Origin of the sequence: Streptomyces sp. NPDC048473, from assembly GCF_043200155.1 — a bacterium.
Classification (GTDB): Bacteria; Actinomycetota; Actinomycetes; order Streptomycetales; family Streptomycetaceae; genus Streptomyces.
In genome coordinates this window covers 1-16086 of the sequence record NZ_JBICXE010000017.1, presented here as the reverse complement: position 1 = coordinate 16086, position 16086 = coordinate 1, and the positions used below count along the sequence as shown (strand labels likewise).

At 68.2% G+C, this 16086-nt stretch carries 15 protein-coding genes; 10 read left to right on the top strand and 5 right to left on the bottom strand.

Features of this window, described 5'->3' with window-relative positions; all coding sequences use genetic code 11:
* Positions 1–4: 4 nt before the first annotated feature.
* Together ACGFU7_RS25285 and ACGFU7_RS25280 are read right to left on the bottom strand one after the other, a co-directional pair.
* Positions 5–214: a hypothetical protein gene (locus ACGFU7_RS25285; protein ID WP_393698488.1), complete on the bottom strand. Its 210-nt coding sequence runs from the start codon at positions 212–214 to the stop codon at positions 5–7.
* A 47-nt stretch (positions 215–261) separates the two neighbouring features.
* Entirely contained in the window at positions 262–1140 is an 879-nt protein-coding gene (locus tag ACGFU7_RS25280; RefSeq protein ID WP_393698486.1) for a hypothetical protein, read from the bottom strand.
* 90 nt (positions 1141–1230) lie between these two features.
* Between ACGFU7_RS25280 and ACGFU7_RS25275 the strand changes: the two genes are divergently transcribed.
* Positions 1231–1467: a hypothetical protein gene (locus ACGFU7_RS25275; RefSeq protein WP_393698485.1), complete on the top strand. Its 237-nt coding sequence runs from the start codon at positions 1231–1233 to the stop codon at positions 1465–1467.
* A gap of 349 nt (positions 1468–1816) precedes the next feature.
* On the opposite strand, the gene ACGFU7_RS25270 is transcribed toward ACGFU7_RS25275, so the two are convergent.
* On the bottom strand, positions 1817–1972 hold the full coding sequence (locus ACGFU7_RS25270) for a DUF6131 family protein (RefSeq protein WP_328891360.1): 156 nt from the start codon (positions 1970–1972) through the stop codon (positions 1817–1819).
* 405 nt (positions 1973–2377) lie between these two features.
* On the opposite strand from ACGFU7_RS25270, the gene ACGFU7_RS25265 reads away from it, so the two are divergent.
* Together ACGFU7_RS25265 and ACGFU7_RS25260 are read left to right on the top strand one after the other, a co-directional pair.
* A complete protein-coding gene (locus ACGFU7_RS25265) occupies positions 2378–3466 on the top strand; it encodes a glutamate--cysteine ligase (RefSeq protein WP_393698483.1) in 1089 nt (362 codons plus the stop codon).
* A 323-nt stretch (positions 3467–3789) separates the two neighbouring features.
* Positions 3790–4836: an AI-2E family transporter gene (locus ACGFU7_RS25260; RefSeq protein ID WP_393698482.1), complete on the top strand. Its 1047-nt coding sequence runs from the start codon at positions 3790–3792 to the stop codon at positions 4834–4836.
* 213 nt (positions 4837–5049) lie between these two features.
* Here the strand turns inward: ACGFU7_RS25260 and ACGFU7_RS25255 are convergent, their stop codons facing one another.
* Positions 5050–7146, bottom strand: a complete 2097-nt coding sequence (locus tag ACGFU7_RS25255; RefSeq protein ID WP_393698481.1) for a glycogen debranching N-terminal domain-containing protein — start codon at positions 7144–7146, stop codon at positions 5050–5052.
* Positions 7147–7298: 152 nt separating this feature from the next.
* On the opposite strand from ACGFU7_RS25255, the gene ACGFU7_RS25250 reads away from it, so the two are divergent.
* From ACGFU7_RS25250 to ACGFU7_RS25220, 7 genes are all read left to right on the top strand, one after another.
* A complete protein-coding gene (locus tag ACGFU7_RS25250; RefSeq protein WP_393698479.1) occupies positions 7299–8348 on the top strand; it encodes a LacI family DNA-binding transcriptional regulator in 1050 nt (349 codons plus the stop codon).
* A gap of 90 nt (positions 8349–8438) precedes the next feature.
* The gene (locus ACGFU7_RS25245) at positions 8439–9683 is read left to right on the top strand and encodes an extracellular solute-binding protein (RefSeq protein WP_393698478.1); all 1245 of its coding nucleotides are present in this window, start codon (positions 8439–8441) and stop codon (positions 9681–9683) included.
* Between the two features lie 5 nt (positions 9684–9688).
* A complete protein-coding gene (locus ACGFU7_RS25240) occupies positions 9689–10837 on the top strand; it encodes a carbohydrate ABC transporter permease (protein WP_393698476.1) in 1149 nt (382 codons plus the stop codon).
* Positions 10834–11772 carry a carbohydrate ABC transporter permease gene (locus tag ACGFU7_RS25235; protein ID WP_393698474.1) on the top strand — a complete coding sequence of 313 codons (939 nt, stop codon included), beginning with the start codon at positions 10834–10836 and terminating at the stop codon, positions 11770–11772. The genes ACGFU7_RS25240 and ACGFU7_RS25235 overlap by 4 nt, the downstream gene beginning before the upstream one ends.
* A gap of 102 nt (positions 11773–11874) precedes the next feature.
* Positions 11875–12495 carry an L-threonylcarbamoyladenylate synthase gene (locus tag ACGFU7_RS25230; RefSeq protein ID WP_393698473.1) on the top strand — a complete coding sequence of 207 codons (621 nt, stop codon included), beginning with the start codon at positions 11875–11877 and terminating at the stop codon, positions 12493–12495.
* A 285-nt stretch (positions 12496–12780) separates the two neighbouring features.
* The gene (locus ACGFU7_RS25225; protein ID WP_393698472.1) at positions 12781–13086 is read left to right on the top strand and encodes a hypothetical protein; all 306 of its coding nucleotides are present in this window, start codon (positions 12781–12783) and stop codon (positions 13084–13086) included.
* 526 nt (positions 13087–13612) lie between these two features.
* On the top strand, positions 13613–15691 hold the full coding sequence (locus ACGFU7_RS25220; RefSeq protein WP_393698470.1) for an alkaline phosphatase family protein: 2079 nt from the start codon (positions 13613–13615) through the stop codon (positions 15689–15691).
* On the opposite strand, the gene ACGFU7_RS25215 is transcribed toward ACGFU7_RS25220, so the two are convergent.
* Positions 15692–16086, bottom strand: a 395-nt coding sequence (locus tag ACGFU7_RS25215) for a transposase (protein WP_393698468.1), incomplete at its 5' end; no start/stop codon positions are given.

Genomic DNA, 16086 nt, shown 5'->3' with positions numbered 1-16086 from the left:
TCCGTCATCGAACCGGGGTGGCCCGGGTGTACTTCTGGACCATCCACGCGTGGGCCGTCGCCTGTGGGAACCGCTTGGCGTTGAAGACGTACGTCGGGGCCGAGTTGACGAAGACACAGCCGGTCTTGCTGTTGGTGTCCTTGGTGTCACACCGGATCTGGTCCAGCTCCGATATGCCGGCAGGGTAGTCCTTGGACCACTGGTAGCCAGTCATGAACGGGCGGATTTTCCCGTCTGACGGCAGGATGCTCCCGTCGATCTTTACGTCCGGCTTGTAAAGGTACTGCTGTTGGGCGTCGTCGCGTCCCACAGGTACGGCGTCGTGATCGAAGCAGAATGCATCTCATCGGGCACCCACCAGTTCTTACCCTTCCACGCACTCGCGTCGGGCTGCACCGGCTTGCACGACCCCTGACACAGGTGATCGCCAAGGTTCAGGTCGATCTCGGCGAAGTCCAAGGGGATCTGCTGCGCAGGCTCGAGCGTCAGGTGCTCGGTGAAACCGTTCTCCCCGTCGAGTTCGATCAGCCGCAGGAACATGAAGTAGGCGATGGCGTCCGGCACCCCATCGGTGCGGATCATGATGGGCACAGATCGCACGTCACACTCGGTCTGCCGGGTGGCCAGGATGCTGGGGAAGTCCGTGTTGCACCAGGGGACATCTTCCACCGCGGCGGCCATCTTCGATGCGACCTTCTTGGGTGACTCCTTCCTGGTCAACTGCTTGCCGAAGCACACCTGACGGCCGTCTTCATTGGTGGGGCCGCACTGCTCGGTGGCCTTGGGAGTCTTCGCGGCCAGGGTGGCGGACGCGCCGAGAGGCTTGGTCTGCAAAGCGCTGGGCGGCACGTCGAACATGTTGGGATCCGGCGCGGCGTAGTCCGGCGTCGGCAGCGTCAGGTCAACGGGCAGCTCCACACGGAACGGCGCCCACGGTGACCACGCCGTTTCATAAAGGCTGCCGTCGAAGGCCGAGGTGTGGAACACGTAGTTCGTGTTCAGTGACAGCTTGTCCGCCGGGACGTCGACCGTGACGGGCGATCCGGTTGGCATATAGGGGGAGACGATCACGCCGAACTCGGAGTCGTTCAGCTTGACCTTCGTCTTCGGCTTGCCAGACCGCAGTGCGGCGCCGGCCACGGCCTGCTGTTCACACCGGCTGCACCCGGCGACGCGCTGACCTGCGAGTTGCAGATTCCGGACTCCGGTCCGCGAACCCTCAGGCTGCGGGTGAAGCGGCACGATTCCAGAGGCATCTACCAGCTGTCGGTCAACGGCACCGCGGTCGGAGAGCCGCTGGACCTGTACAGCCCGGTCATGGCCTACGCCGAGCCGGAGTTCACCCAGGTGTCCCTGCGTGCGGGAAGCAACAAGCTCCGTCTGACCCACGTCGGGCAGCACGCCAAGCGCACCACCGTCCCGGGGACTTGCGCGATCGACCGCATCGGTCTGCGGCACCCTGGCTAGATCCTGCCTTCAAGCTGCCGAAGCCACGCGAAGGGCGGCCAAGCGACGGCCGAGCGGCGCCCGGTGCCTGCGATCGCAAGGCGGGACGGTTCCCGAATCGAGTCTCCCTGCTCGAAACGAACGAAGTCGAGAACTTAGGGAAGTACCGGGCGTCGCACGGCACCGGCGGGCCGTGGAATCTGCCGAGACACACGTTCCCGACGGCAACACGGTCCCTGGGCAGCGGTCCTGCGGGATCGAGGGCCGGCCGACCGACCTCTTCATCGTTGTCGGTCCATGCCGCCCTGCTCACAGTCCGCTTCGACGGCGGGCGTGGCCGAGGAGAGCGCCGACGGCAAATTCGGCAGCTCTACCAGTAATGCCGTCGCCCGCCCACTGCATGCCCGACGGCACCCAGGATCCAGAGAACGATGCCGATCACGACGAGCACGACACCGATGGTCCACAGGATCGAAATGCCTGCCACCAGGCCGATGACCAGCAGAATGACACCAAGGACGATCATGGCGACCTCCAATCTCACACTTCTCCCAGTATGCGCCTGACGGGTGCGCGGGGTGATACGGATCGCGCGAGGAGCGTGGTCTCCGGCTACGGAGGTACCGCTCGAATGGCCCAAGGCGCGAACGTGGAGCACGATGAGAGAGAAGGCACCTTCGTTTTCCGCCTGCCACCGTATGCCGCGGCAGACAACTGCCCGGCAGCGTCATCTCGCCGGCACGGAAGGCACAGGTGCAAACGACTCCCGTGAGCGGGATCCTGCAAGCAGTGTGCCGCGAGGCGCTTCTGCGACGAGCTCGTCCAGACCGACGCCGTCCACGAGCAGGCAGTACAGGCAGTGCAGGCAGTGCTACGCAACGACATCGGCGGCCTGCGCGGATGCGCGCCGGGCCCCAGAGGGGTAGCCGTCGTGCGCAGTGTGGGTGTTGAGGAAGAACTCCTTCTGGTCAACCCGGAGAGCGGGGAGCCACGGGCACTGTCGGCGGCGGTACTGGCTGTGGCCTCCCGCGACGCGGACGGCAACTCCCCCTTCGAGTCGGAGCTCCACCGTCAGCAGCTCGAGTTCGCCACTCAGCCGCAGACCGAGATGAGCGAACTCGGGTCCGAGATTCGGCGTCGGCGGGCCGAGGCCGCTGGTCGCGCCGCAGATTTGGGGGCCGCCGTCGCCGCTCTGGCAACATCCCCGCTCCCCGTCAGTCCGACGGTCGGGAAGGGCGAGCGGTATCAGTGGCTGGAGGAGCAGTTCGGGCTCACCACGCAGGAACAACTCACATGTGGCTGCCATGTCCATGTCTCGGTGGAATCCGACAACGAGGGCGTCGCCGTGCTGGACCGTATCCGGATATGGCTTCCGGTGCTACTGGCCCTGAGCGCGAACTCCCCCTTCTGGCAGGGCAAGGACAGCCAGTACGGCAGCTACCGCAGCCGGGTCTGGGGACGCTGGCCGTCGTCCGGACCGGTGGAGGTCTTCGGCTCCGCGGACCGCTATCACGAGTACGTACGGACCATGATCAACACCGGGGCGCTCCGCGACGAGGGCATGATCTACTTCGACGCACGCCTCTCGAAGCGCTACCCGACCGTTGAGATCAGAGTGGCGGACGTGTGTCTCGACGCCACTACGACGGTACTGCTCGCCGCACTCGCCCGGGGTCTGGTGGAAACATCGGCCCGCCAATGGCAGGCCGGCGGTGCGGCGCCTCAGAACGGGGTGGGCGCTCTGCGTCTGGCCGGCTGGCGAGCCGGCCGGTCTGGCCTGGAGGGCCCGTTGGTTCACCCGCTGACCATGCGCCCGGCCTCCGCCGTGGACGTGACGCACGCACTGCTCGATCATGTGCGCGGGGCGCTGGAGGACAGCGGCGACGTGGCGGCAGCCGAGGAAGCACTGAACTCGCTGCTGAGAACCGGGAACGGTGCATACGTCCAGCGAGAGCTGCTGGGGCGGACCGGAAGCCTCCGTGACGTCGTCACCGAGTGCGTCCGCCGCACTCGCGAGTGACCGGGGGTTGCCCGGCACACCCTGCGCCGCTTCCGCTCGGGCACGTCCCGGAGCTTCGAGTGGCCGGCGGCTCCGCCCGTAGGGTGACTTCCTGCGCATGTCGCCGCGGGCGCCCGCAATGACGCGGCCCTGGCTGGTACCAGCAGGGAATGCCCAGGCCATCGCATCCGCAGCCCGACAACACGGACCCCGGCGTACCGTCCGAAGGACGGCGGCACCGAATCCGCACCGCGTCACGCCAGGCGCAGCGCGGCATGACCCGCCCTGCGGCCCGGAACCCGGGCGCGCGACCTACGCCGCCCGGCCCGCGGTACGAGCCACGGGTGAACCCCACGCTGCGGACGGCCGCTGCCTACGCCTGGCGAGTCCTCGTCGTGGGAGCCGTCGTGTACGCCGTCTTCTCAGCGCTGGGACGGTTCCACGAGGTAGCGGTAGCCGTCTTCCTCGGTCTGGTCGGCACCGCGTTGTTGCGCCCGGTGGCGGATCTCCTGGCCCGCCTGATGCCGCGGCCGCTCGCTGTCGCCGTGGCACTTCTCGGCAGTATCGTCCTCGTCCTCGGCGTTCTGACCCTCATCGGCGAGGTAGTCGCCGGAGAACGCGCGGGGCTGGAGCGGGAGTTCGGCGACGGCCTGGCCAGGATCGAGCACTGGCTGGAGGGGCCACCGTTCCGGCTGAACCCCAAGGCGCTCGACGACCTCCAGTCCCGGATCGGACAGTACCTGTCCAGCCATCGCTCCGCCCTCATCAGCACGGCCCTCAGTGGCGTGGGCCGCCTGGTGGAGGTGGTGACGGTGTTCGTTCTCGCATTGTTCTGCTCGGTCTTCTTCATTCACTCGGGCGACCGGCAGTGGGACTGGTTCTGCGACCAGCTTCCGGAGACGGCCCGGGCCCGGGTGACGATCGCGGGCCGTGCGGCGTGGCGGACGTTCACCGGGTACACACACGGCATCGTCCTGGTGGCGGCGACCAACGCAGTACTCGTCGGACTGGCCCTGTTCGCACTCGGAGTGCCGCTGGCGCTTCCCCTGGCGCTGCTGGAGTTCTTCGCCGCCTTCATTCCGTTGATCGGCTCACCGATCGCCCTCGCAGTCGCCGCCGTGGTCGCTCTGGCGGCGAAGGGCCCGATCGTGGCGGCCGTCGTCATCGCGCTGATCGTGGTCATCGGCCAGATCGAGGGCCACCTTCTGCACCCGATCGTGATGAGCTGGGCCGTCCGCCTGCACCCGGTGGTGGTCGCACTCGCGGTGATCGGCGGCGCCATCGCGGCGGGGGTGCTGGGCGCGGTGGTGGCGGTGCCGCTCGTGTCCGTCGTCTGGTCAGTCCATCAGGCCCTGCGCCGGGCACACGAGTCCACACAGACGAAGGACTGAAGGAAGCACAAAGGCGGAGGCGGGACAGAGATCCCCGGAACTTCCGGCCGACCTGCCCCGGGCACAGGCCGGAAGCCGAACTGCCCATGCGGTTCCGTCGTACCGCGATCGCTGCCGCCTTCTGGAGATCGGCGTCGGCCGCCTGATCCGAGGCAGGGCCTCGCCCCGGCCCACTGGGTCCTGCCTCGGATCGGACACCACAGCCGCTCCGCGTCAACGGGGCGTCGTGTGCTGCCTCCTCACCACCAGGCCCTTCGGCCCCTCGATGTGCGCCGTGCCGTCGGCGTCGACGGAGATGTCCAGCCGCCCGCCCGCAATGTCGAGCCCCTCGACCTTCAGCGGCCGGTACGCCTCCGCGAACCCGGGCGCGACCGTGAGCGTTCCGCCGGGGACATCGGCAGAGAGCCCCAGCACCGACTGGAGGATCATGACGGACGAGGCCGCCGCCCAGGCCTGCGGGCGGCAGGACGCCGGATAGGGCGAGGGCCGGGCGTCGGTCGCCGCTCCATGACCGGCGAACAGTTCGGGAAGCCGCGCGTCGAAGGCCGCCGATGCGGTCAGCAGCCCCTCGGACAGGGACGCGGCCGCTTCCGGGAACCCCGCCCTGACCAGGCCGTGCACCGCGATCGCGGTGTCGTGGGGCCAGATGGAACCGATGTGATAGCCGTATGGGTTGTAGGCGACGGAGTCGCTGCTCAGCGTTCGCAGACCATGACCCGAGTCGAGGTCGGGCGCGCTGAGCCTGGCGGCCAGCAGCGCGCTCTCCTCATGGTTGAGCAGGCCCGTGCCCAGCAGGTGGCCGAAGCCCGAGGTGACCGAGTCCACCGGCTTCTTGTCCCGGTCGAGCGCCACGGCCGGGTACGGTCCCCGCTCGTCCTCCACCCAGAAGTGGCTGCGGAAGCGGTCCCTCAGCCGCTCGGCCCACTCCTCCCACCGGTCGGCGCCGGGGCGGCCGAAAGCGCGCAGCAGGTCAGCGCCGCCGCGGGCCGCCTCGTACGCGTACGCCTGGACCTCGCAGAGCGCGATCGGGGAGGCGGCGAAGCGTCCGTCGCGATACCGGATGGAGTCGCCGGAGTCCTTCCAGCCCTGGTTGGCCAGACCCCGGCCGGTGTGGTCGATGTACTTCAGGAAACCGTCCCCGTCCGCGTCGCCGTGGTCGCGCATCCAGGCGAGGGCGGACTCCGCGTGCGGCAGGAGCTGTTCGACCTGCTCGGGCGCGAGGCCCCAGCGCCAGGAGTCGTGCAGCAGGGTGATCCAGAGGGGGGTGGCGTCGACCGTGCCGTAGTAGCAGGGCGGCAGGGCGAAGTTCTCGTTGAAGTTCTGGGTGGCGCGGCGCACTTCGTGCAGGATCTTGCCGGGCTGTTCCTCGGTGTCCTGGTCGGACTTCGTGCCCTGCCGGCGGGCAAGTGTGCGCAGCGTACCTGCGGCGAGTTCGGTGCCCAGGGGCAGCAGCATGCGGGCCGCCCACAGGGAGTCCCGGCCGAAGAGGGTGAGGAACCACGGGGCTCCGGCGGCCAGGAACTGGTCGGCGGGCTTCTCCGGGTCGGTCAGCCGCAGCCGGTCGAGGTCGGCGGCCGACTGGCTCAGCCAGTGGTCGAAGCGCCGGTCGGCGCTGCGCAGGACCGGCGTGCGCCAGGGCAGGCTGTCGGCAGGGGGTGCGGGGAACTGGTCGCCGTCCTCATGCGCCGCGTCGCAGTGCAGTACGGCGGTCCATGACGAGCCGGGCGCGAGTGCGATGTCGTACTCCAGCCGTCCGGCAGCCGGGTCGAGGGCGGCGGGCACCGGGGAGCTGGTGAGGCGTACGGCGAAGGTGTCCCGGGACCAGTCGAGTCCGCCCTCGGTGGCGGCGGCGGTGACCGGGCTCTGGGCGTGACCGGACTTGACGCGCTCGATCGGGGCGAGGTCCGTCCCGGCGGTGACGATCAGTCGGACCCGGACATGCTGCCGTCCCGCGTTGCCGACTTCGAGGGTCTCCTCCAGGCGCCCCGGGGTGATGCGGCGGCGTCGGTGCAAGGTGACTGCCGGGTCCGGTGTCTCCTCGCCCAGGCCGCGCAGCACACCGCGGAAGGCTGCCCGGTCCGCTCCCTCAAGGGCTCCCCGCACCGGTGCGATCGCGATTCCGTCCGCCGCGACGGTCAGCCGGGCAAGTGCTCTGCTGTCGCCGTGGTAGAAGCCGTCTGCGGCGCCGTCGATCTGTCCGTCCGCCTGCGAGATCGCGAAGCTCGGGGCGTACAGCGTCACACAGGCGTCATGCAGGAACGGCTGGAGGCCTTCGGCCGACGGGCCGACCCCCGTATCGGAGTTCGTCATGTCGTGGGTCTTGACAGTTGTGTCCAACAGAGCAGAACCTCTCAGGCATTGGAGCGTTCCAAGAACCCTAACGACGACTTCAGTGCGTTGACAACGGTTTTGGAACGCTCCAATGAACTCGCCCATTCGTACGACCGGTTTCGGAGACACTCATGCCCCGCTCCCCCAACACCCCCGCGTCCAAGGCCGGTTCAGTCACCCTGGCCACGGTCGCGCGGCGGGCCGGAGTGTCTCCGCAGACGGTGTCGAACGCGCTCAACTCCCCCGAACTGCTGCGTCCGGAGACCCTGGAGCGGGTCCGTCGCACCATCGACGAGCTGGGCTATCGCCCGCACCGGGCGGCTCAGACCCTGCGCACCCGCTCCAGCAAGCTCATCGGCTACGGCATTCGTCCCACCGCCCCCGGCACCTCGGCCCCGGTCATGGACCGGTTTCTGCACGCCCTGTCCCAGACCGCCGACGAGGCCGGTTACCGGATCCTGCTCTTCGCCTCACCTCCTGGCAGCGCCGGCCTCGACGGGTACGAGGAGCTCCTCGACCTGCACAGCGTGGACGGTTTCGTGCTGAGCGGCACCGACCGGGGCGACCAGCGCCAGGCCTGGCTGGAGAAGCGCGGTGTGCCGTTCGTGGGCTTCGGCCGGATGTGGTCCGGCCGGCAGATCGGGGACTGGGTGGATGTCGACGGCGCCTCGGGCACGGACGCCGCGGTCGAGCATCTGGTGGGTCTGGGGCATCGCAGGATCGCGTTCCTCGGCTGGCCGCGTGGCTCCGGGGTCGGCGACGACCGCGCCATGGGCTGGCAGCGCGCCATGCGGCGGCACCACCTTTCGATACGCAACAGACGGGCACGGAGCGTCGATGACATCGCCTCTGCGAAGGCCGCCGTCGGACCGCTGCTCGACGCGGGCGCGACGGCCGTGATCGCCGCCAGCGACATGCTCGCGCTCGGCTGCTATCACGCCCTGCGAGAACGACGAGCCGTGCCGGGCACGGATGTGGCGGTCATCGGCTTCGACGACTCCCCCACGGCCGCGCTGCTCTCCCCCGGACTGTCCACCGTCGCCCAGCCGCTGGAGGCCGTCGGCCGCGAATGCGTCCGCCTGCTGCTGGCCCGGATGTCGGAACTCGGCGCTCCGCCCGAACGCGTCCTGCTCGAACCGTCCCTCGTCGTGCGTGACAGCACATCCGTGTCGGGCGACTGAACCACCACGCGCCCGTCTGCGGGCCACCGATACACAGCGCGCCCTGTTCCGGGCAGCTGAGCCGCAAGCCCTATCCCCCTGGAGGAATTCATGGGAACCCGTACGGCCGTCGCCGCCTTCGCCACCTGCGCGGCGCTACTGGCCGCAACCGGCTGCTCATCCAGCTTCGGCAGCGACAAGGAGCCGGAGCAGGACAAGGCCGGCAAGCAGAAATTGACGGTACTGATCGCCACCTCGGGGGACGCCGAGACCGAGGCGGTCAAGAAGGCCGCCGCCGCGTACGCGAAGAAGTCGGGCAACTCGGTCTCGGTCGAGGTCGCCAAGGACATGAACCAGCAGCTTGCCCAGTCCTTCGCCGGGCACAAGCCGCCGGACGTCTTCTACGTCAACTCCGACCAGTTCGCGAACTACGCGAAGGGCGGCTCGCTGTACCCGTACGGGGACCGGATATCCGACGCCGACGACTTCTCCGAGCAGTTGCGCACCTCGTTCTCGTACGACGGGAAGCTGGTCTGCCTGCCGAAGGACACCTCGACCCTCGCACTCGCCATCAATACCGACCTGTGGAAGAAGGCCGGGCTGACGGAGAAGGACTATCCGAAGAGCTGGGCGGAGCTGAAGACCGTCGCGGACAAACTCACCGGCAAGGGCGTCACCGGTCTGGTCACCAGCGACGAGTACCAGCGGCTCGGAGTCTTCATGAAGCAGGCGGGCGGCTGGCTCACCGACCCGGACCAGAAGAAGATGACCGCCGACGCCCCGGAGAACGCCAAGGGGCTCGACTTCGTCCAGTCCCTGCTCAAGTCGGGCTCGATGAAGTTCGCCAAGCAGGTGGACACCAGCTGGGGCGGTGAGGCGCTCGGCAAGGGCAAGGCCGCCATGACGATCGAGGGCAACTGGCTCGAAGGCGGCATGAAGCTCGACTACCCCAACGTGAAGTACACCGTCGCGCCGCTGCCCGAGGGGCCGGCCGGCAAGGGGACTCTGGCCTTCAGCAACTGCTGGGGCGTGGCCGCCGACAGCGCGCACCGCGACGCGGGAGTCGACCTCGTGAAGTACCTGACCTCCGCGCAGCAGCAGCTCGACTTCGCCGACGCGTTCGGTGTCATGCCGTCGCGGACGAGCGCGCTCAGGACGTACGCCGAGAAGCAGCCGGCCGCCAAGGCATGGGTGGACGGCAACGCCTACGCACAGGGCCCGGTGACGATCGCCGGCTTCGACAAGGTCCTGAGCCAGTTCAACACCGATCTGCAGTCGCTGCGCACCGCCGATCCGAAGAAGATCCTCGCCGACCTTCAGCGCAACGGCGAACAGGCGATCGCGAAGGGCAACTGAGCCCCATGCCCATCCGCACGATGCGCGCGAGCGCTGTCCCCCGCACGACCGGCTCGCCGGGCGCACCTGACCGCGCCCCCGGCAACGCCGGCACGACCGCGAAGGCTCGCGCCCGGCGCGCGGGCCTTCGCGGGGAGGGCACCTGGGGCTGGCTGTTCGTCAGCCCCATGGTGCTCGTCCTCGGCCTGTTCATGGTGCTTCCCATCCTGATGGCCCTGTGGGTGAGCCTGCTGCACTGGGACGGACAGTCCAACCCGTTCTCCGGCCAGGCCGATTTCGTCGGCCTGGACAACTACCGGTCGCTGCTCACGCAGGACGGGCTCGACCGCACGCTCTTCGCGACCGCCCTGCGCAACAACGCCTATTACGTGCTGCTGACCGTCCCTCTGCAGACCGTGCTGGCACTGGGTCTGGCCCTGGTCGTCAACCAGAAACTGCTGCGGGGGCGTGGCGCCCTCCGTACGACGTTCTTCTTCCCGTCGGTCACCAGCTCCATCGCCGTCTCGACGGTCTTCCTCTTTCTCTTCCAGGGCAGTGGAGCCGTCAACTCCATGCTGTCCTGGATCGGGGTCAAGGGACCGAACTGGTTCGCGGACCCGCGCGGGGTCCTCTCCCTGGTCCTGGGCGGTCTGGGAATCGTCGATCCCGAACGGCCCACCGGGTTGCTGGCCGATCACTCCACCATGGGGCTGTCTTGGTTCGAGTGGCTCTCGGGCCCCTCGGTCGCGATGTGCACACTCATCCTGCTCGCCGTGTGGACCACCTCGGGCACGTTCATGCTGATCTTCCTCGCGGCGCTCCAGAACATCCCGCGGGAGCTGGAGGAGTCGGCCGCCATGGAAGGGGTCAGCCGTCGTCAGATGCTGTGGCATGTGACACTGCCCGCGCTGCGTCCCGTGCTGTTCCTGGTCCTGACCCTGGGGCTGATCTCCACCTGGCAGGTCTTCGACCAGGTGTACGTGATGGGCCAGGGCGCTCCGGGCAATACGACGCTCACGCCCGCCTTCCTGTCGTACTCCGCGGGCTTCGACAACGCGGACTTCGGGCAGGGCTCGGCGATCGCGTTCATCCTGCTCGCCCTGATCCTCGTCCTGACCGCGTTCCAGCGCTGGGCGCTGCGGGAGCGCGGCGCACGCACCGGGAGGAACCGATGACCGTCGCCGGTACGACCGTACGCGAACGGGCTCAGCCCTCCCCTCGCCGTCGCGCCCCGCACGACCGGGGCCGCCCCGTTCTGAGCCGTTTCCCCCGGCCGTGGCGGCTGGTGGGGTACGCCGCGGTGCTGGGGCTGGGGCTGCTCTATCTGCTGCCGTTCGTCCTCCAGTTGGTGACCGGATTCAAGACGGATCCGGACGCCGCCGCCCATCCGCTGGCCCTGCTGCCCACCACTCCGACCACGGCGGCTTACCAGCGGCTGTTCGGGCTGAGCCAGGCCGCGGACGGGGTGCCCTTCCTGCGCTGGCTGGGCAACTCGACGCTGGTGGCGGTGGTGGTGACCCTGGGCCGGGTGCTGTTCGACTCCATGGCGGGATACGCGCTGGCGCGGCTGCGCTTCTGGGGCCGCTCGGCGCTGTTCGGCTTTGTGCTCGCGGTGATGGCGGTGCCCGGAGTGGCCCTGCTCATCCCGAAGTTCCTGGTGCTCAACACCTTCGGGCTCTTCGATACGTACACCGGCATGATCCTGCCGTTGCTGGTGGATGCTGCGGGCATCTTCATCATGAAGCAGTTCTTCGAATCGGTGCCGCGCGAGGTCGAGGAGGCCGCACGGGTCGACGGGGCGGGTGTGTTCCGGATCTTCTGGTCCGTCGTCCTGCCAATGGCCAGACCGGCGTTGATCACCCTGACGATCCTGTCGTTCCAGGGGTCGTGGAACGAGTTCACGCACTTCCTCGTCAGCACGCAGTCCGGGCAGTACGAGACGCTCACCACGGGCCTGGCCCGCTTTGTCTCGGGCGGACTCGGCGGCGGAACGCAGTATCCGCTGAAGCTGGCGGCGGCCCTGCTCTCCACCATCCCGGTGGCCGCGCTGTTCTTCTGCTTCCAGCGCTACTTCGTGAGCGGAGCCAACGCGGGAGCGGTCAAGGAGTGAGCTCCGGCGCCGTCAGGAACCGACGGCGCCGGAACCCGACGCACCGACCGGACCGGGCCCCGCTGTTCTGAGCGTAATGTCCCGATCACCTAGACTCGGCGGATGGCGAAGTATTTCGACGTACACCCCGAGAATCCTCAAGCGCGCACCATCCGCACCGTGGCAGACAGCATCCGGTCCGGTGCGCTCGTCGCGTACCCGACGGACTCCTGTTACGCACTGGGATGTCAGCTGGGCAGTCGTGACGGCATCAGCCGGATCCGGTCGATCCGGAACCTCGACGACCGTCACCACTTCACCCTTGTGTGCCAGAACTTCGCGCAGCTGGGTCAGTTCGTGCACATCGACAACGATGTGTTCCGCGCGATCAAGGCAGCGACGCCCGGCAGTTACACCTTCATCCTCCCGGCGACGAAGGAGGTGCCGCGTCAGCTGCTGCACCCGAAGAAGAAGACGGTCGGAGTACGGATTCCCGACCATGTCGTCGCTCAGGCTCTGCTCGCCGACCTCGGTGAGCCGCTGCTGTCCAGCACCTTGCTCCTGCCCGACGAGGACGAGCCGCTGACACAGGGCTGGGAGATCAAGGAGAGGCTCGACCATGTGGTGGACGCCGTCGTCGACTCGGGCGACTGCGGCACCGAGCCGACCACGGTCATCGACTTCTCCGGCGGTGAGCTCGAGATCGTACGCCGAGGAGCCGGCGACACCACGCGGTTCGAGTAGCCGCGCCGACGGCATCACCATGCTCGGCACGGGCCAGTGCCCAGGGGCACGGCAGCGGAGCCGGCCGGCCGTGGTCGGGGTGGTGTCCCGCGGTGATCAGGTACTGATTCGTGCGCGACCCCCCCATCGGATTGGTGTACCCGTCGGCCTGGCCGATCTCCCGATCGGTGCCGGTCGGTGCCGGTCGGTGTGAGGCTGTCCGGAAATCCGGCCGCCTGGCAGGCCACCCGGACGTCCTGGCCGATGGGGACGCCCGAACCGGGCCGGCACCATGCCGTCCGGCACTTGCCAGGTGTCCGGTTCCCCGGCACCCGGGGCCAGTACGGCGAGCGGCGCGGCGTCCAGCACCGGATCTGCCCATACGACGTTCGCCGCACAGAGCCGCCCGCCGAGGAGTCGGACCAGGTCGCGCTCGTACGCGTGGCCCCGCTCGTCGGCCACGACATGCCAGCACTCGACTCAGTGCGCTCCGACGTCACCTCGACGTTCTTGCCGGTCCGGGCGGCCTGCTGCAGTGCCGCGTCCTCGCCCGCGTCATCCGTTCCCTCGGAATCACCTGACGCAGCACTGGTTCTGGCGGCCGACGCGTAGGCGGCGGCGAGCGAGGCCTCATCGGCCGGGCAAGGCCGCAGCCGGAACAGCCGTCACCACACCCGCCGTCATGAACACTCACGCCTGATTCGGCAACCCCCAGGAAACCGAAGCCAGTACGGGAGGAAGACGCCACGGAGCAAGCACTCAGCCCGCACCCCGAACGACCCCTTGGACGCCGGCAGCGGGACGGGCCCTCCACCACCCGGCCTTCGGGCTCCCTACCCGGTAGCCCGGCGGGGACCATGACGGTGGCGATCCATCGACGGCGAGTTCCACCCACTCCCGCAAGGATCCGCGCCTGTCCTCATCTCAGCAGCCGACCCTGCCAAACAACGTCATGAAGATCACTGCGTACGGCTGCCATAAAGGACGAACACCATCACATACACAAAGAAGTTGACAACTTCGCAGTCGATGTCCTGCATCGCTCGGCCGGTGTTCACACAAAGTTGGTGTCCACGCGCTTCGATGAACGGGTTGCAGCACCCATTTCCGACTATCCCTGCCCAGGCGAGGAGCTTCCATGGCCCCCGATCCGATAACCCCGACCCCCGAGTCCGAGCTCGGCGACAGCCCCGAGACGACGACCGGCACCACCCGCCGTCGGTTCCTCCAGGGCACGGGGGTCGCCGCCGGGACGCTGGCGCTCGGCGGGACCGCCGGGACGGGCGGCGCGTACGCTGCTCCGAAGCCACGGCACGTCTTGCCGAAGGGCTTCAAGGGCAACATGTCCGACCTGAAGCATGTCGTGATCCTGATGCAGGAGAACCGGTCCCTCGACCACTACTTCGGCACGTTCCCCGGCGTACGCGGCTTCAATGACAAGCAGGCGCTGCGGTTCCAGGACGGCACCACCGTCTTCCATCAGAAGGACAGAAACGGCACCATCGTCACCCCGCAGGTCGACGACGGTGCCTGGGGCAACGACCACGGAGCCTGGGGCGACGTCGACCATCGCAAGTGGGATCTGTGGGTGCAGCACAACGGCGCCAACTGCATGAACTACCACAGCGACGCCTACATGCGCTTCTACCACTCGGTCGCCGCCCAGTACACCATCGCCGACCAGAACTTCTGCTCTGAGTTCGGGCCGACCGACCCCAACCGAAAATACCTGTGGAGCGGTACCGCAAACAGCGAGACGGGCAACACCGATGAGTCCAACTACTCCCGTCCCTGGATCACGGTGGCCGAGCAGCTCCAGCAGGCCGGCATCGACTGGCGGCTCTACTCCGACAACAGCGGCAACGGGCGACAGGGTTACATCAGCACCTGGGTCGGCGACTACGGCGACAACGAGCTGAAGTACTTCAAGGGGTTCGACCCGGAAGGGCTCAGCGCCGACGACCCCAAGCTGCGGCCCGGCACCGGGCTGATCTGGCGCGGCAACGCCACGTACTACTCCGGCATGACCTCGCCGAACGACGACTCCGACGAGAACCTCGACGCGGTCCTCAAGAACTTCCATGACGCCTGCCAGCCGGGCGCGGAACACCCGCTGCCGGCGGTCTCCTGGATCGTGGCGCCGTACGGCTGGTCCGAGCACCCGAGCGCGGACACCCTGCACGGCGAGCGCTACGTCAAGAAGGTGCTCGACAGCCTGCAGAGCAACCCCGATATCTGGAACCACACCCTCTTCATCCTTAACTACGACGAGAACGACGGGAAGTTCGACCACGTGCTGCCGCCGTGGCCTGAGCCGGGCACGGCCCGCGAGTACGTCGGCGACTACCCGCTCGGCTTCGGTCCGCGGGTGCCGATGCTGCTGGTCTCGCCGTGGACCCGCGGCGGGTACGTCGCCTCGGAAGTCTTCGACCACACCTCGACGATCAGGTTCCTCGAGACCTGGGCGGCCCACCTCGGCAAGCCGTTCCGCTGCCCCAACATCAGCGATTGGCGGCGCTCGATCGCGGGCGACCTGACCAGCGCGCTCGACTTCGCCCACCCGCAACCGGGGCCGGCTACCTTCCCGGATCCCCTCGCCGAGCAGTCGGTGTCGATCGCCGCCGACCACATGAAGCCGCGCCCGCTGAGCTTCCATCCCCACGCGACGATCTCGGAGGACCGTGCGTCGGGGACGGTCACCGCCAGGATGACCCTGACCGGCGGCCCGAAGGACAAGGCCTTGAGCTTCCAGGTCTTCCCCGACAAGTACCAGGCGTTCTCCAGCACGCCGTTCACCGTCACTGCGCGCAAGCCGCGGGAGTACACCTGGGACGCCAAGGCCACCGACGGCAAGTACGCGTTCTCGATCTACTCCAACGACGGCTTTGTGCGCTCCTTCGCCGGCCAGGTCGCGCCCGCTGGAGAGAGGGACAGTGGCTTCCCGCGCGTGGAGGTCGACCTGCTGAAGGGCGAGGGCACCAAGCACGAGGCTCAGGTGAAGCTCACGTTGCACAACGACGGCACCAAGCCGGTGGATTACACGCTCACCGCTAACGACTACCTCGGCCGTACCCAGAAGGTCACGGTGGCCCACGGCAAGACGAAGGTCGTCATGTGGCCCACCCAGGAGGGCTACTACGACGTGGTCGTCACCGACACCACCTGGACGCAGCGCTACGCCGGCCGGATCGCCACTAGGGCGCGTATCGGGTTGTGATCAAGAGGTTGCCTGGGTGAGGTCTTTGATCCAGATCATCGAGGCGCGGAGGTGGAGCCCGGCGAGGTAGCTCTCCGGGGTCTTGTCGTACCGGGTGGCGATGCCTCGCCAGGCCTTCAGTTTGTTGATCAGACGCTCGACGGTGTTCCGCTCCTTGTAGAGGTCGGCGTCGTGGCTGACGGGCCGACCGCCCCTGGAGCCCTTGTTCGCCCGGTTGGCCGCCTGGTCTCTCTTCTCCGGGATGACTGCCTTGATGCCACGTTTCCGCAGGTGGGCGCGGTTACCGCGGGACGAGTAGGCCTTGTCCCCGGCGACCGCGTCCGGCCGGGTGCGAGGACGGCCGACGGGTCCCCGGACCCGTATCTTCTTCAGCACCGGGATGAACTGCGGGCTGT

Excerpts from the sequence above, each read along its gene's own strand:
- ACGFU7_RS25240 (WP_393698476.1), top strand. The coding sequence starts at position 9,689 with ATGCCCATCCGCACGATGCGCGCGAGCGCTGTCCCCCGCACGACCGGC.
- ACGFU7_RS25230 (WP_393698473.1), top strand. The coding sequence starts at position 11,875 with ATGGCGAAGTATTTCGACGTACACCCCGAGAATCCTCAAGCGCGCACC.
- ACGFU7_RS25255 (WP_393698481.1), bottom strand. The coding sequence starts at position 7,146 with ATGACGAACTCCGATACGGGGGTCGGCCCGTCGGCCGAAGGCCTCCAG.
- ACGFU7_RS25220 (WP_393698470.1), top strand. The coding sequence starts at position 13,613 with ATGGCCCCCGATCCGATAACCCCGACCCCCGAGTCCGAGCTCGGCGAC.
- ACGFU7_RS25285 (WP_393698488.1), bottom strand. The coding sequence starts at position 214 with ATGACTGGCTACCAGTGGTCCAAGGACTACCCTGCCGGCATATCGGAG.
- ACGFU7_RS25235 (WP_393698474.1), top strand. The coding sequence starts at position 10,834 with ATGACCGTCGCCGGTACGACCGTACGCGAACGGGCTCAGCCCTCCCCT.
- ACGFU7_RS25270 (WP_328891360.1), bottom strand. The coding sequence starts at position 1,972 with ATGATCGTCCTTGGTGTCATTCTGCTGGTCATCGGCCTGGTGGCAGGC.
- ACGFU7_RS25245 (WP_393698478.1), top strand. The coding sequence starts at position 8,439 with ATGGGAACCCGTACGGCCGTCGCCGCCTTCGCCACCTGCGCGGCGCTA.
- ACGFU7_RS25250 (WP_393698479.1), top strand. The coding sequence starts at position 7,299 with ATGCCCCGCTCCCCCAACACCCCCGCGTCCAAGGCCGGTTCAGTCACC.